Below are 14,681 nucleotides of genomic sequence, written 5' to 3' on the forward strand. Positions count from 1 at the left end.
CTGGGTCTGCGTCATGTGCCGAGCCAAGCCCGGAAAGCCGAGATTATCCACAAAACGCCATGTTTGAAGAAACCCGTGCCAATGTCCCGCTCGCTGAGCGGCTGCGTCCCCGCACTATCGACGAGGTGATCGGGCAGAAGCATCTGCTCGGTCCGAACAAGCCGTTGCGGGTCGCGTTCGAGTCGGGCGAGGCCCATTCGATGATCCTTTGGGGGCCGCCCGGCGTCGGCAAGACTACGCTCGCGCGCCTGATGGCCGACGCTTTTCACGCCGAATTCATCGCCCTTTCAGCGGTGCTCTCAGGCGTCAAGGATATCCGCGAAGCCGTCGAGACTGCGCAGGTGCATCGCGCGCACGGGCATCAGACGCTGGTGTTCGTCGATGAAGTGCATCGTTTCAACAAGAGCCAGCAGGACGCGTTCCTTCCGCACGTCGAGTCGGGGCTGTTCGTGTTTGTAGGGGCGACAACGGAAAATCCGTCGTTCGAGGTGAACAGCGCGTTGCTCTCGCGGGCCGCGGTCTACGTGCTGAAGAGTCTGGACGACGACGAGCAGGGCGAGCTGCTCGAACGCGCGCAACAGGAGCTCGGCGGCCTGACGTTCACCGACGAAGCCCGCGACGCGCTGATCGGCTCGGCCGACGGCGACGGCCGCAAGTTGCTCAACAATCTCGAAATCGTCGCGCGGGCCGCCGCGCAGCAGAAGACCCGCGAGATCGACGGCACGCTGCTGGGCAGCGCGCTGGCCGAAAACCTGCGCCGCTTCGACAAGGGCGGCGACGCGTTCTACGACCAGATCAGCGCGCTGCACAAGTCCGTGCGGGGCAGCAATCCGGATGGCGCGCTCTACTGGTTCTGCCGGATGCTCGACGGCGGCGCCGATGCGCGCTATCTGGCGCGCCGCATCGTGCGGATGGCCTGGGAAGACATTGGTCTCGCCGACCCGCGCGCCGCCCGCATCGCCCTCGACGCCGCCGAAACCTATGAGCGGCTCGGCACGCCCGAAGGCGAGCTCGCGCTGGCGCAGGCCATCATTTATCTGGCGGTGGCGCCGAAGTCGAACGCCGGCTACATGGCGTACAACGAGGCGCGGCGCTTCGTCAGCAAGGACCAGTCGCGCGGCGTACCGGTGCATCTGCGCAACGCGCCCACCAAGCTGATGAAGGAACTCGGCTACGGCCACGAGTACCGTTACGCGCACGACGAACCGGACGCTTACGCGGCCGGCGAGACCTATTTGCCGGACGGCATGCGCGAGCCGCATTGGTACGAGCCGACGCCGCGCGGCCTCGAAGGCAGGATCGGCGAGAAGCTCGCGCGTCTGTCCGAACTCGACGCGCAATGGCGCAGCGAAAACAAGCCGAAAAAGAACTGAGCCGCGGATGCACCGGCAGTCCGCGCCGGTGCGCTAAAATCCCAGATTCAACCAACGAATCCCCGCCCCATCCCATGCTCGACATCCAGCTGCTGCGCAAAGACCTCGACGGCGTCGCCAGACGCCTCGCCGACCGCGGCTATACCCTCGACGTGGCGGCTTTCACCGCCCTCGAAGCGGAACGCCGTGCCGTTCAAACCCGCACCGAAGAGCTGCAGGCCCGCCGCAACAGCCTGTCCAAGCAGATCGGCGCCATGAAAGGGCGGGGCGAGGACACTTCGGCGGTGATGGCCGAAGTGGGCGGCCTCGGCGACGAGATGAAGGCGTCGGGCGTGCAGCTCGAAGACATCCAGAACCGTCTGTCCGATCTGATGCTCGGCATGCCGAACCTGCCGCACGAAAGTGTGCCGGCCGGCAAGAGCGAGGCGGACAACGTCGAAGTGCGCCGCTGGGGCACGCCGCGCCAGTTCGACTTCGACGTGAAGGATCACGTGGATGTCGGCACGCCGCTCGGCCTCGATTTCGAAACGGGCGCGAAGCTCTCCGGCGCACGCTTCACGATGCTGCGCGGGCAGATCGCGCGGCTGCATCGCGCGCTCGCCCAGTTCATGATCGACACGCACACGCAGCAGCACGGCTACACGGAAATCTACACGCCCTACATCGTCAATCCGGAGATTCTGTACGGCACCAGCCAGTTGCCGAAGTTCGCCGACGACATGTTCCGCGTCGAGAAGGGCGGCGCCGAGAATACGGTGACGCAATACCTGATTTCCACGTCGGAAATTTCGCTAACCAACACGGTGCGCGAGAGCATCGTCGAAGCGGACGCGCTGCCGATCAAGCTGACCGCGCATTCGCCGTGCTTCCGTTCGGAAGCGGGTTCGTATGGACGCGATACGCGCGGGATGATCCGCCAGCATCAGTTCGACAAGGTCGAGATGGTGCAGATCGTCGCGCCGGAAACGTCGTATGACGTGCTCGATCAGATGGTCGGCCATGCCGAGGCGATTCTGCAGAAGCTCGAGTTGCCGTACCGCGTGATCACGCTGTGCACTGGCGACATGGGCTTCTCGGCGACCAAGACCTATGACCTCGAAGTCTGGCTACCGGCGCAGAACACTTATCGCGAAATCTCGAGTTGCTCGAATACCGAAACGTTCCAGGCGCGCCGGATGCAAGCCCGCTACCGCAACGCGCAGGGCAAGCCGGAACTCGTCCACACGCTCAATGGTTCGGGGTTGGCCGTGGGCCGTACACTCGTCGCTGTGCTGGAGAACTTCCAGAACGCGGATGGCTCGGTGACGGTGCCTGAAGTGCTGCGTCCGTACATGGGCGGCGTGGCCCGCCTCGAAGCGGGATTCTGAACGGAGCCTTGCCTGCAACGCAGGAGATGTGAATTTTCCGGCTCCGAAATTTGTTCGGAGGAGGGCTTGTAAAATTCAAAAAATCTTCTATAATCTTCGCTTCTCCGGTCGCCGACCAATGCCGGAGAGGTGGTAACAAGGCAGTATCCCGGAGAGGTGGCAGAGTGGTCGAATGTACCTGACTCGAAATCAGGCGTACGGTTTCCCCGTACCGTGGGTTCGAATCCCACCCTCTCCGCCAAAGAATTGAGAAAAACCCCGTAAAGTCAAAGGCTTGCGGGGTTTTTGTTTTTCTGGCCCATCAATCAGCCCATCATCGGGCGCAAACTGGCGTTCGTTCTGTGTTTGGCGGCGCTTCGCGTTTCGTGTTTTGCTACCGCAACACTCCGTTAGAATCCGGTTATGTCCGGTATGCGCGAGTTTGTCTATGGCGGCAAGATCGTCGGTCCGACCGGAAGGCTTCGGGAGGCAATGTGAACGACCCGTATGCGTACAAGGAAATCAATCCACTGTGGAGTCTGGTCGATCCTGTTAGCGTCGAGGACGCTGCTGCGCTGATCGCCGGCTTTGACCCGCACTCCATTGATGAGTCCCGCCAGTTCTTCAGGAACCCCGAAACCAACCTGACCGATAGTGACGGCATCACGTGGGTGCATACGGCGCAAACTGCCCTTGAAAATGCGGTCATGGCCAAGCTGCTGAAAGCGACGATACGTCGCTCGGCCTGGGAACGGGGTTGGGACGAAGAGCCGGGAGACGGTGAAGCGTATGCACAGAAAGTCAGGGTCAGGGACGATGACGCCGCCGAGGCGTGGGACGTTGCCGAGCCCCATGCGATCAGGGCGCGTACTCTTATTTATCGCGTCTCGCCTAATTGGGCTCTGACAACCGTCGCTATTGCCGACGTTCGTGACTGGCTTGCGTCACGTGGGGTAACAACGGGATTCTTCTTTCCCGGTGCGACGGATGCGCCGGACTCAACCCCAAACACCCACGCTACGCGCCGAAGCTCGCCGCAGCCGTCAATGCGTGGCTGGCAGTCACGCAGGCCAGCGGCAAGAGCGTGAAGGACGCGATCAGGAAATGGCTTCGCGAGCACGCGGCAGAGTTCGACCTGACCAACGAGGACGGCAACCCGAACGAGACCGGCATCGATGAAGTTGCCAAGGTCGCCAACTGGCAACCGTCGGGCGGCGCGCCGAAGACTCCCAGCCAGTAACCTACCCACCCCCTGAAGCCCTGCCAGTATTGGGTTTCCACGTGGGGTGCGCCCAAACCCACCCACCCCTTCGGCACAAACCTACCCACCCCTTTGGCCTTTAGCAGGGGTGGGTTTTCTGAACCCGCCCAGCTATTCACGGCCCGGTTGCGCCAATTTAATACCGACATGCCGCGCCACTCCGGCGCGCGCCTTTCGTTTAGAAGGTGAAGCATGGCGGATATCTCAAAAACATGGATGTTCGGTAATCTGCTAGGTTTACTCCGCCATGATTGAATCGGCTCTGAACGGTGTTGACGCAACAAGCCGGGTTTGGTATTGCCAGTCACAACGACCCGAAAATTAAACTTTCTTCACAAATGCGCTCGGAAATACGACGTACGCTGGAAGCACATACACATAACTGGAAACAGAATGGCCGATATTTTTATCAAGATTGACGGAATCGCAGGCGAATCGCAGGACGCCACCCACGCGGACGAAATCGAAGTTAATAGCTGGCGTTGGAATATGTCCCAACAGTCATCCATGATGTCAGGATCGGGCGGCGGCGCGGGCAAGGCCACCATTAAAGACCTTGAATTCATCCATCAGATAGACCGTGCGAGCCCGAATCTCATGCGCTACTGCCTGACCGGTCGCCACATTCCCAAGGTCGTTCTATCGACGCGCAAAGCGGGAGGCGTACCGCTCGACTTCCTGAAAATCACGATGGGCGATGTCGTTATCACGGGAGTCGAGCCGATCGTAACTGGCGGAAATTATTACGAGCATGTCACGCTGTCCTTTGCTCGGGTAAAGAACGAGTACACGCTACAGAGTCCGATTGGTGGAAGCGCGGGCACCGTCACAGCTAGCTTCGACATAAAAGAGAACCTTGAACGGTGAAACGTCCAAACTATCTCGCGCTCGCGATAGGGGGTTGCGCCTCTGTCGCAGCCGCAATTTTAATATATTCGGCCGTCGATTTCCACCTGTCGTCGAGCGTGACGACAGGCACGGTAGTTCGTTCGAATGGTGGCGGACATCATCCGCGAATCGCCTTCGATGCGCCCAATGGGCAGCATTATGAGCGGCCTACTGGCACGCTTCGATCATTCGAGATCGGTCAATCCGTATTGATTCGATATAGGCCAAGTGATCCAGGTGGCTCCGCTGTGATTGATAGCGCGCTTGATCTATGGGCTCCTTCAGCCTTCATATTGATCTTGGCGATTGGTTTTCTAGACGCGGGGCTAAGAGGCGAGCGACTTAGGAAGGGGCTTCGATGATAGTTTTAAGAAAAAGCAAATGGAATTTCGACACTAGCGCTGGGGCCGGAATCGGCTTCGGCGCATTCAATTCCGAAGGTGGAATGTTCGCCCTTGACGCGCCAACTGGGCAAACACATGAGTACACCTACAGCGGCTTCGGAATGGGTATTTCTCGCGGACTTTCTTCATTGCTGCGCGTTCCACGATTTGCACTGCCGAAGGTTATTGTTAACAAGGGTGAATTAAGTGGATCGGGGTCTACTACCGATTTTACGAGTACCGGATGGCTTTATTTAACAGATTCTTTTAAGGGCGCAGATATCGTTAATCCGAAAAACCTTGAGGGCGGGACAATTTACCTTGAGGGTGCGGCAGGTTATCTGTTTGGCGGGACAGGTTCATTTATGCTTTTAGGTATAAATGTTGACCTTCTTCTCTTCGGCATAACAAAGCCAGATTTAATTGGCATGGCAATTCGGAGCGCGCCAGCGGCTTTAATAATGACAGGAGTAAATGAGGGGTTGCAGGATGCGACCGGATTTGCATTTATGCTCGGACAAATAAAGTACAAAGGGCTTTACGCGGACGATTAGGCGAGGCCCGTGAGCGCAATGCCGACACTTATCCGAGCGAAAGGGGGCTGTGTATGCCGTGGAGCCAATCGAAGTACCACTTGAAACCGGGTGACAACGTACGCTTATGCCCAGACTGCAATATGACGGGATGATGCGGTGAGGTCGATGCCATCGTCGGCCGCCACAAGCAGCGATGCCCGCGATGGGCACCTCTCGCCGGACAGAAAGCGTTCGTAGGTTCGCGCCGCCGCTGCACATCCACCGGCCAGCGACCAGAGTTCACTGCGACGCCGCTCGAGTTGCAGGATTCGTTGCCGCACGTCGATCATTGTTTTCTTGTTTTCAGGCATTGTCAGTACCTCGATCAGGAGGTGTTAAACAGCGTGATAGATGGCATATCTAGATAACAGTACGCCTGCCGTGATAGAGAGATCGCCAGAAGCACGCCCTAGTGTCACGGCAGCCGTGACAGAGCACGCGGCCCTTATCACGCCTCCCGTGACACTAGGGCCTCCTGATCCCCGCCAGCCGTGTTTTTTATCAGGACCAATCGGCGGTACGCTCCCCGAGGGAAAGCTCTGGCGTCGATGTGCATGCCGTCGATCTTATCGAGCGCCAGCCATGTGACGCCGTACCAAGACGCCCGGCTCGGTCGCGCGCCCTTGCGCGTCTCGGCGATCAATTGCGCGGTAAGCAATTCCGCCTTGGCGTTTGCCAAGGTTTCGCGGGACCGTCACCCTCGTCGGCTCATCAAATCCCAAGTGCAGACCAGCCGTCCGTTGTTGTCGCCTTTGAACTGGAACGCGAAGTCCCATAGAAGCGACCGTGCATAGTGCGACAGGCCCAGGAATGCATCCGACTCGTACACGGCATTCGGGATGGCCTGGAAGCCGCCAGAACCGCGTTTCGCGGCGGCTCCCTTGTACCGGGAGCGGCTCATGCATGTTCGCGTTCATGCGCTGAGGCTTCGATCTCTCCGCCGACGCCGCCAGCAGTACGGCCAATCGACGCGAGCGCGGCAATTTTGAAGTCGCTATTTTCACCCGTGCCTGTGTCCAGGATGGCACCCTTCGGCAGCTCACGACGACCCAACAATCCTGAACTACCGTAGGGCAGCGCGAGGGGAAGTGGCACAATCGCCCAACCGGGCTCGTCTGGGCGCACGCTGCGCTCAGCGATCAAAAGACGAGCGTCAAGGAGCGTAGCCTCGGGTGGCCAATAGGCTGTGCCCTCCGGTGCGTACACAACGAATTGCGTCTGATCGTGCCTAACAAGCCAAGCCGAAATGCTCGGCATGGCATCGTTCCACGCCGCTTGGTCCTTCGCACACAAATGTCCGTGTTCCACAGCGAAGGGGAGCGCCTCTGAAATCCGCTGATATCCGGACTGGTCGATTTGATTGATGACGGCCAGCGCATCTTCGAGAGATACCATTTGGGAATGGCCGTTGCCATCGCCGAGGTTGATGTACGTCGGCGAATCATTGAGTCCGATGTCATCACCAAGCCATGTGAGCGGACCAGTCATATCCATGCCATAGGGGCGGTGCAATTCGGAAACAACACCGACCACTTCTGCTTCGACCGCCCTCAGAGTATCTGGCCATGCCGGATTCAGATACCGAAAGAGGCGTTCGCCATCCGAGATAACCATTTGCATGAGCGACATAGCGTCACCATGCTCAACAATCACGAAATCGCCATCTTCTGCTTCCCGATTCGCGTTGACAACGACCTTATCGCCGAGGATAAAGCTGTCGTGAGGATGCGCCGGATCGAACATGCTGTTGTTAGTGATGCGCAACGACTGCTTCGAGAAATCGATCTTAGCCATTCTTTATCTCCAGTTCGGTTGCATTGCAGGCCATATGGACAAGCGCACGATCGAGCCGGCCTGCCAGCTCGTGCGCGATGCTGAGGCCGATATCGGCGAGTCCCGAGATCGTTGTGATGTTGTGCGGTTCGTCAGCCAGCCGATCGATTGCGCTGAGCAGGCTTTCGAGTCGATAGAAGGCATCGAGAGCTGCATTGACGCTTTGATGGCCGACGCGCAGAGTTGGCCGATCTTGAACTGGGTGGTCTTCATGGCTGGCTCCTTTGGGGTTGGCACTGTTTCGAGTGCATGGCCCAGTATGAACCACCGTGGTCCATTATTATTTGGCTATGACCCGTGAAGATCCCCAGATGAAACTACGCCTGCCGGTCGAATTGAAAGACGTGCTCACCGAAGCAGCTCTTGAGAACAATCGCTCGCTAAATGCGGAGGTCGTTAAACGCCTCGAGGAAAGCGTGGCAGGCGCGACCGGCCCGATAGACGAGCACACGTTCGACCTGTTCGCCGAGAAGGTGGGGCAGGTGCTGGATGAGCGGGAAAAGAAGCGCGGCAAGCGCTAACCAGCATGCGCCACGCCACAAGAGCGTCCGCTATCGATTTCTTTACATCTGTTGTCAGGCCAACGGCAGAGGAATATCTAAGCGATCACCTGAACGTGCGGAGAGGTAGGCTTGCTGCAATCGTCCTGTACCACATGGCCGATCATATCGCGCTCGAAGGTTACATCGGGGGAGATCGCAAAGTGATGGATGGGCTCGTCGATCAGGTCCGCGCCGAATTGATCAGCGCCTGTCCTGACTTCGCCCTGATACGCGATATCGCCGACGCGTCGAAGCACGCCAAACTGTCAACCGCGAAAAAGGCACCCCGCCAAGTATCGAAGGCGGGACAGATCCGGCGCATTGGGGGTGCCTACATGGGTGCGGCTTATGCCACGGCGCCTTACAACACGGGAACAGTGATTACGGTGACCTTCGATTCCGGCCAATCGCGCCCGCTCTCCGGTATCGTCCGCTCCGTATTGGTGTGGGAAGCGAAGCTCTGCCCCGTCGGTCCTCATCGCCCAACCAGCCAATGAACATCACCAAAGCTTTGAACATGGCGAGTGCCGCCATCGGCGTCGCAGGTACAGCTGATGTACAAAGGGACGTTCGGGCTTGTTGTCCCTGGTTTCTATTTCATGGACGCGCCGGGAACGACGCCATTAAAAAGGCCAACGACCGTCGACATTTGCTCCAGAGACTGGGGCTCGCGTTGTTGACGATCAGTTTTCTTCTGCAAGGAGTTGCGCAGTTCATACCCGAATAGCGGGAGAATTTGGCGGGTCGATGGCGGGTATATCCAGGCCGGGTGCTTAGGGCCTTGAACTGATTAGTGCCGCGGCGGAAGCAAGGTCCGCACGGCTATTTGATCTCGCCTACGAGGCGTGGCCATCGGATCTGATGGAAGTTATCGAACGTCACAACGTCTTTTGGTATGGCCTCGATGAATGAGAGGCCGTAGTCGCGCGAGACACGTCGCCCGACAGATCGTTTCGCGAGCTTTACAACGCGATTGATGGCCTTAAGAACACGCCGCGGCTCTTCTGTGTTCCCCGCAATTTCTTCGATATAAGCGCGAGCAACGGAAATGGCCAGCTTTGCTTGCATGACTCCTTGTTCGTCCTGCTTTGACGCGAGTGTAGCAAGGTTGCTGACTTTGCTGGCAAGAACGTCGAGAGGATGCATTACGCAGAACTCGATATCGTCGTACTCGATTTCTGACGCGTGCTCTCTTACATCGGCTGCCTCTACGCCCACGAGGCGCCAGATAACGTCGACATTGGCAAACCCATCATCGACAGGTATCTTAACCATGCCTACCAACGCTGTAATGCTGCGCTTATCTGGGAATTCAGGCACGCCGCCGGTGGTTCTTGCAATTGACTTGACGTCTTCGCGCGTGCCAAGCAAATCGGCGTCGTCTGTTATAGCGCCGACGCCATCAGCGAACGAAGAATTGATGCCATAGTGAAGAAGCCAAAAGGCCAAAGCTTGGCCGCCAACCAAAACTGAGTCCGCAGTGGCACCATCGAGTATTCTTCTCAGGAGTTCCCCTGTCACAGGGACTTCGCGGCCAATCAAAAGCTTTTCGTCCGATGTCGAACGACGGCGTTCCGAGCTATTGCAGCGGGGATCAGAAACATCGATTCTTGCGATCTGGCACCGCTTCTGACCAGCTGACGCGACCGCTCTTGGCGCTCGCTTTTTGCGGCACGCAAGATATCATCACTGGACACCGAGGACGCGCGGGTGGTCATTGCCGTTTCCGCACAGGCGTGCGGACCAATTCATAAGGGAATGCAGAAAGTATAAGTCAAAAGCCTTTGATCTGCACCGATTTGTCGCCACGGGGTCAATCTAACGCATGTGTTAGTCCGTCTGGACTGATGGAGTCCGAAAATGGACTTAGGAATCACGCAAGTCCATATTTTAGCCTTGCAGGCGGCAAGATCTCCGCTATGCAGCCATCAACCGTGCGGTCGCCAGCCTTACAAGACGATCCCACGCGCCTTCACCCCCAGTAGCGGCGGTCTATTCTGCCCATTCCTTGGCTTTGTCGGAAATGTTTGCCTATGATGAATCCAGAAAACGGGGACACATCATGACGAATAAATTGGAGTTCAATCTAGAATCGGCGATCCCGCCAAATGCAATCACCGCGACGATCACATACAAGTCGCCTCCGGGGGCGAAAGCACTTTTGTACCGTTTCGATGGCGATCAAAGTCCAGCAGTCTTAAATGGGCCTAGCGGACAGTTCGAAGTGAATGTATCGCAGAGCCGGAAGTTATATCTCGAACGATTAGACGGCGCGGACTGGGAAGTCGGCTGCAACGGCTACAGGTTTTGACACTCAGCGAGTAAGGCGGGCAGGTTGGCGGTAAATGACTAGCGCCGGCTGAGAGTGGCGCTAGTCGTGTCGATCTAACGGAACATCCCTCCGCCAAGAACATAAAAAAGCCCCACAGAAGAAATTCTGTGGGGCTTTTTGCTTGATGCGTCGTTGCCGTTGCCTCGAAGATAGATCGCGCACCTGCTTGCTGCTTGTCTGTCGGAGTAAAATTACTCCCTGTCACCCGCAACAAGCCCTCTGATACTGCGATGAAAACCTCTCCTCCCGATCGGCGGCCGCGCAAGCAACCGTCCAGACGGACGCTGACCGTCCTGACGTGGCTGGTCGCGATCGCAACGCTTGGCGCGGGTGTGGGGTGGCTGGTCTATAGCTACTACGTCGATCTCGAAGTGCCGTACTTCGCCATTCCGCTGGTCCTGTGCGTGCCGGTCATCGTGGCCGTCGCATTTCGGAACATGTGGGATTAGGGCGTTGCTTTAGGGCGTTGCTTTAGGCAACTCAACCCACCGCACTTCCACCGCTTCCCCGGCTCAACGCTTCAACTGCCCGCTGCGACGCGAACATCGCCGCAGCGCGATACCCTGCTTGGGGTACCTCGGCCCACTCGGTTTCGGCTCCCATCCGAAAACCCCGGCTCTCGCATCCAGCGACGACCAAGCCGCATGAAACGCCCTTGTCCCACCGACTTGGCGGCCCTCCCTGCATCCGATCCCGCACCCGCTGCGTAATTCGATCATGGACGCGCAAATCCAGCCAATCCCCCGTCTCGCGCGCCCGCTTCATGCCGGAGACCAAGGTTATGAGTTACCCCGTTTCGAACCCGCAGCCACGCGGACAACGGATTGCTGTGGTCGGCGCCGGCATCTCGGGACTGGCGAGCGCCTACCTGCTGTCGAAGCATCATCAGGTGACGCTGTTCGAAGCAGGCTCCTATCCCGGCGGTCACACGAACACGGTGGATGTGTCGCTCGAAGGGCACACCCATCCGGTCGATACGGGCTTTCTCGTCTTCAATGACCGCACTTATCCGAATCTGATCGCGCTGTTCGATGAACTGGGCGTGCAGGCCCACCCGAGCGAAATGACGTTTTCGGTGTCGCTCGACGCAGGCCGTCTCGAATGGGCGGGCACCAATCTCAACACCGTTTTCGCGCAACGAAGCAACATGTTCTCGCCGAGCTTCCTCGGCATGCTGCGCGACATCATGCGGTTTAACGGCAGTGCCGAGCGCAATCTGGACGTCGCGACGCAAACCGGCGCGTCGATGGGCGATTTGCTCGCCGCAGGCGGTTATGGCGGCGCATTCCAGCAGCACTACCTGTTGCCGATGGCCGCCGCCATCTGGTCCAGCGCCACCGCGGACATTCTCAGCTTCCCAGCGACGACGTTCCTGCGCTTCTGTCTGAATCATGCGCTGCTGCAGATCAATCGCCGTCCGCAATGGAAGACGGTGATCGGCGGCGGCCGCGAGTACGTGCGCAAGATCGTGCAGCGGCTCGACGACGTGCGCATCGAAACGACGGTACGCGGCGTGCGGCGCGACGCGGATGGCGTGGACGTATGGACCGATACCGGTCCGCAGCGGTTCGACACGCTGGTGCTGGCCACCCACGCGCCGGACACGCTCGCCATGCTCGATGACGCGGACGATGCCGAGCGCGGCGTGCTGGGCGCCGTGCGCTATCAGCCGAATGTCGCCGTGCTGCATACGGATACCAATCTGCTGCCGCACCGGCGTCGGGTCTGGTCGGCATGGAATTATCTGGGCGCGCGTCATCTTGACGGCACGCGTCCGGTCTGCGTCAGCTATCTGGTCAATCAGTTGCAGCCGCTGCCGTTCGATACGCCTGTCGTCGTCACGCTTAACCCGGTGACCGAACCGGCGCCGGGCACCGAGTTGCGCCGTTTCGTCTACGACCATCCGCTGTTCGATCTCGCCGCTATCGATGCGCAGCGCCGCCTGCCGTCGCTGCAAGGGCGTCGTCGCACGTGGTTTGCGGGTGCATGGACGGGCTACGGTTTCCACGAAGATGGCCTCAAATCGGCGCTGCGCGTCGCCGCCGATTTCGACGCGCTGCCAGGCTGGGCCACGCTATGAGGCGCGCGCCGACGCAACCGCGCGATGTCGTCGCGGCATGGCTGATGGTGGGCCGGGTGATGCACGAGCGACTACGGCCGCGGCCGCATCGCTTTGCGTATCCGGTGTTCTACGTGCGCTGCAATCTCGCACATCTCGCCTCGCTCGATAGCGGATGGTTCGGCATCAACCGCTGGGCTCCGCTTAGCCTCTTCGCACGCGATCACGGTCCATGCGACGGCAGCGACCTGGATGCATGGATGCGCATGCAGCTCATCGAGGCAGGCATGCCCGCCGATGGCGAGATCTGGTTGCAGGCATTTCCGCGCGTATTCGGCTATGCCTTCAATCCGGTCAGCTTCTGGTTTTGTCACGATCGCGACGGCGCGTTGCGCGCTCTGCTCGCCGAGGTGCGCAACACGTTCGGCGCTCGCCACAGTTATCTGTTGACCGCTGCCGACGGCGCGGCGATCGGCGCAACAACCGAGCTGGTTTGCGCAAAAGTGCTGCACGTGTCGCCGTTTTGTCAGGTTGAGGGCTGCTATCGGTTCCGCGTGCGCGAGACGCCTGAGGCCTCCTCGGTGGCAATTGACTATCACGATGCCGACGGCCTCCTGATCCACACCGTGCTCGGCGGTCGCTTGCGTCCCTTGACGCGTGCTGCCGCGCTCGGCGCGCTGGCGCGACAACCGTTGCTCACGCTCGGCGTGGTCGCGCGCATTCACTGGCAAGCGCTGCAGCTGTTTCTGAAGAAAGTGCCGTTCTACGGCAAACATCCCGCGCCGGGCCGCACTGTCGGCGTCTCTACCCATCATCGTGGAGCGGCGCAGCAGCCGGGTTCCACGCGTCGTTCTTCGTCGATCGAGGAGATTCAGCCATGACGCTTTCAAGGACCCTGAGCGGATCTCGAGCCGCTCCTGCGTCGGGCCGTCTGTTTTTGTCGTTGCTCGAGCGGATTCGCGTCGGACACCTGGTGCTCATCACGCCCGACGGTCAGCCGCGCGTGTTCGGCGATCCGCATGCGTCGCCTGGCGCACGTCTCGAGTTACGCGACTGGCGTGCGTGCGGCGCGATCCTGCGTAAGGGCGACATCGGTTTCGCCGATGCCTGGCGCGCCTTCTGGGTCGACACGCCCGACCTCGCCGCGTTGCTGCGCGTGGCGATCCGCAATGAACGCGCTTTGCAACGCACGGTGTATGGCGGCTGGCTCGCGCAACTCTGGTACGGGTTGCGTCATCGTCTGCGCCGCAACACGCGTTCGGGCAGCCGCCGCAACATTCACGCGCATTACGACATTGGCAATGCTTTTTACGGGCGCTGGCTGGATCCGAGTTTTACCTATTCGAGCGCGGTATTCGATGGCAAATTCGACACCTCGCTCGAAGCGGCGCAGCACGCGAAATATCAGCGCATCATCGACACGCTCGGCCTGCGCGCCGGCATGCGAATTCTGGAGATCGGCTGCGGGTGGGGTGGTTTTGCGATCTACGCAGCGCGTCAGGGCATCCACGTGCATGGCGTCACCATTTCGTTGCCCCAGCTCGAATTAGCCCAGCAGCGTGTGCACGAACAGCGCCTCACCGGTCTTATCAAGCTCGAACTGCGCGACTATCGCACGCTGACCGGCCGGTACGACGGCATCGTTTCCATCGAGATGTTCGAGGCGGTGGGGGAGAAATTCTGGTCTACTTACTTTCATATTCTGCGTGAGCGGCTCGCGCCCGGAGCTCGCGCGCTGGTGCAGACCATCGCGATCGACGATTCGCATTTCGCCGCCTATCGCGCTACCAGCGACTTCATCCGCGAGTTTATTTTCCCCGGCGGCATGTTGCCGAGTCCGGAGCGTTTCATCGCGGTGGCAAAGCGCGCGAAGCTGGCGGGGCGCGTTTCGTTGGCGTTCGGCCGTGACTATGCGGAGACGCTGCGTCGTTGGCGCAGTGCCTTCGAATCGCAACTCGACGCGATTCGCGCCCAGGGCTTCGATGAAACCTTCATACGCACCTGGCGTCTGTATCTCGCGTATTGCGAGGCCGGTTTCGACGAAGGCCGCACCGACGTGATGCAATTCGTGCTTGCCGCGAGCCACTGA

The 14,681-nt window shown here is 59.5% G+C and carries 19 protein-coding genes and 1 tRNA gene; 16 read left to right on the forward strand and 4 right to left on the reverse strand.

The window, feature by feature from the left end:
• Positions 1–59 precede the first annotated feature (59 nt).
• The 8 genes from FQ755_RS17870 (at position 60) to FQ755_RS17895 (ending at position 5,805) form a co-directional block, all read left to right on the forward strand.
• Positions 60–1,373, forward strand: a complete 1,314-nt coding sequence (locus tag FQ755_RS17870) for a replication-associated recombination protein A (protein WP_144156171.1) — start codon at positions 60–62, stop codon at positions 1,371–1,373.
• A gap of 74 nt (positions 1,374–1,447) precedes the next feature.
• Positions 1,448–2,740, forward strand: coding sequence for a serine--tRNA ligase (gene serS, locus FQ755_RS17875; protein ID WP_144156172.1), 1,293 nt, complete (start codon positions 1,448–1,450; stop codon positions 2,738–2,740).
• Positions 2,741–2,890: 150 nt separating this feature from the next.
• Positions 2,891–2,981 (forward strand) — tRNA-Ser (locus tag FQ755_RS17880).
• A 232-nt stretch (positions 2,982–3,213) separates the two neighbouring features.
• Complete coding sequence (locus FQ755_RS17885; protein ID WP_144156173.1) at positions 3,214–3,807, forward strand: hypothetical protein; 594 nt, start codon at positions 3,214–3,216, stop codon at positions 3,805–3,807.
• On the forward strand, positions 3,804–3,959 hold the full coding sequence (locus tag FQ755_RS37440) for a hypothetical protein (protein ID WP_186308572.1): 156 nt from the start codon (positions 3,804–3,806) through the stop codon (positions 3,957–3,959). Before FQ755_RS17885 ends, FQ755_RS37440 begins: the two co-directional genes overlap by 4 nt.
• Positions 3,960–4,373: 414 nt before the next feature.
• Positions 4,374–4,847 (forward strand): Hcp family type VI secretion system effector, encoded by a 474-nt coding sequence (locus tag FQ755_RS17890; RefSeq protein WP_144156174.1) that lies wholly within the window; start codon positions 4,374–4,376, stop codon positions 4,845–4,847.
• Entirely contained in the window at positions 4,844–5,230 is a 387-nt protein-coding gene (locus FQ755_RS38685; protein ID WP_409937522.1) for a DUF3592 domain-containing protein, read from the forward strand. Before FQ755_RS17890 ends, FQ755_RS38685 begins: the two co-directional genes overlap by 4 nt.
• Entirely contained in the window at positions 5,227–5,805 is a 579-nt protein-coding gene (locus FQ755_RS17895; RefSeq protein ID WP_144156175.1) for a hypothetical protein, read from the forward strand. The genes FQ755_RS38685 and FQ755_RS17895 overlap by 4 nt, the downstream gene beginning before the upstream one ends.
• A 104-nt stretch (positions 5,806–5,909) precedes the next feature.
• On the opposite strand, the gene FQ755_RS17900 is transcribed toward FQ755_RS17895, so the two are convergent.
• The 3 genes from FQ755_RS17900 to FQ755_RS17910 all read right to left on the reverse strand — a co-directional run bounded on the left by FQ755_RS17900 (position 5,910) and on the right by FQ755_RS17910 (position 7,620).
• On the reverse strand, positions 5,910–6,137 hold the full coding sequence (locus FQ755_RS17900) for a hypothetical protein (RefSeq protein WP_144156176.1): 228 nt from the start codon (positions 6,135–6,137) through the stop codon (positions 5,910–5,912).
• Positions 6,138–6,520: 383 nt separating this feature from the next.
• On the reverse strand, positions 6,521–6,727 hold the full coding sequence (locus FQ755_RS17905; RefSeq protein ID WP_144156177.1) for a hypothetical protein: 207 nt from the start codon (positions 6,725–6,727) through the stop codon (positions 6,521–6,523).
• Complete coding sequence (locus FQ755_RS17910; protein ID WP_144156178.1) at positions 6,724–7,620, reverse strand: LexA family protein; 897 nt, start codon at positions 7,618–7,620, stop codon at positions 6,724–6,726. The genes FQ755_RS17905 and FQ755_RS17910 overlap by 4 nt, the downstream gene beginning before the upstream one ends.
• A 34-nt stretch (positions 7,621–7,654) precedes the next feature.
• On the opposite strand from FQ755_RS17910, the gene FQ755_RS17915 reads away from it, so the two are divergent.
• The 3 genes from FQ755_RS17915 to FQ755_RS17925 all read left to right on the forward strand — a co-directional run bounded on the left by FQ755_RS17915 (position 7,655) and on the right by FQ755_RS17925 (position 8,698).
• Entirely contained in the window at positions 7,655–7,960 is a 306-nt protein-coding gene (locus FQ755_RS17915; protein ID WP_144156179.1) for a hypothetical protein, read from the forward strand.
• Between the two features lie 10 nt (positions 7,961–7,970).
• Complete coding sequence (locus FQ755_RS17920; RefSeq protein WP_222105749.1) at positions 7,971–8,180, forward strand: Arc family DNA-binding protein; 210 nt, start codon at positions 7,971–7,973, stop codon at positions 8,178–8,180.
• Between the two features lie 134 nt (positions 8,181–8,314).
• The gene (locus FQ755_RS17925; protein WP_144156181.1) at positions 8,315–8,698 is read left to right on the forward strand and encodes a hypothetical protein; all 384 of its coding nucleotides are present in this window, start codon (positions 8,315–8,317) and stop codon (positions 8,696–8,698) included.
• A 325-nt stretch (positions 8,699–9,023) separates the two neighbouring features.
• Here the strand turns inward: FQ755_RS17925 and FQ755_RS17930 are convergent, their stop codons facing one another.
• Positions 9,024–9,722 carry a hypothetical protein gene (locus tag FQ755_RS17930; protein ID WP_186308573.1) on the reverse strand — a complete coding sequence of 233 codons (699 nt, stop codon included), beginning with the start codon at positions 9,720–9,722 and terminating at the stop codon, positions 9,024–9,026.
• Between the two features lie 541 nt (positions 9,723–10,263).
• On the opposite strand from FQ755_RS17930, the gene FQ755_RS17935 reads away from it, so the two are divergent.
• The 5 genes from FQ755_RS17935 (at position 10,264) to FQ755_RS17955 (ending at position 14,681) form a co-directional block, all read left to right on the forward strand.
• A complete protein-coding gene (locus FQ755_RS17935) occupies positions 10,264–10,512 on the forward strand; it encodes a hypothetical protein (RefSeq protein WP_144156183.1) in 249 nt (82 codons plus the stop codon).
• A gap of 251 nt (positions 10,513–10,763) precedes the next feature.
• Positions 10,764–10,982: a hypothetical protein gene (locus FQ755_RS17940; protein WP_144156184.1), complete on the forward strand. Its 219-nt coding sequence runs from the start codon at positions 10,764–10,766 to the stop codon at positions 10,980–10,982.
• A 332-nt stretch (positions 10,983–11,314) separates the two neighbouring features.
• Positions 11,315–12,613, forward strand: a complete 1,299-nt coding sequence (locus FQ755_RS17945; RefSeq protein ID WP_144156185.1) for an NAD(P)/FAD-dependent oxidoreductase — start codon at positions 11,315–11,317, stop codon at positions 12,611–12,613.
• A complete protein-coding gene (locus tag FQ755_RS17950) occupies positions 12,610–13,473 on the forward strand; it encodes a DUF1365 domain-containing protein (RefSeq protein WP_260858666.1) in 864 nt (287 codons plus the stop codon). Before FQ755_RS17945 ends, FQ755_RS17950 begins: the two co-directional genes overlap by 4 nt.
• Positions 13,470–14,681, forward strand: a complete 1,212-nt coding sequence (locus FQ755_RS17955) for an SAM-dependent methyltransferase (RefSeq protein ID WP_144156186.1) — start codon at positions 13,470–13,472, stop codon at positions 14,679–14,681. The genes FQ755_RS17950 and FQ755_RS17955 overlap by 4 nt, the downstream gene beginning before the upstream one ends.

The sequence above is a fragment of the Paraburkholderia sp. BCC1885 genome (assembly GCF_900996235.1).
Lineage (GTDB): Bacteria > Pseudomonadota > Gammaproteobacteria > Burkholderiales > Burkholderiaceae > Paraburkholderia.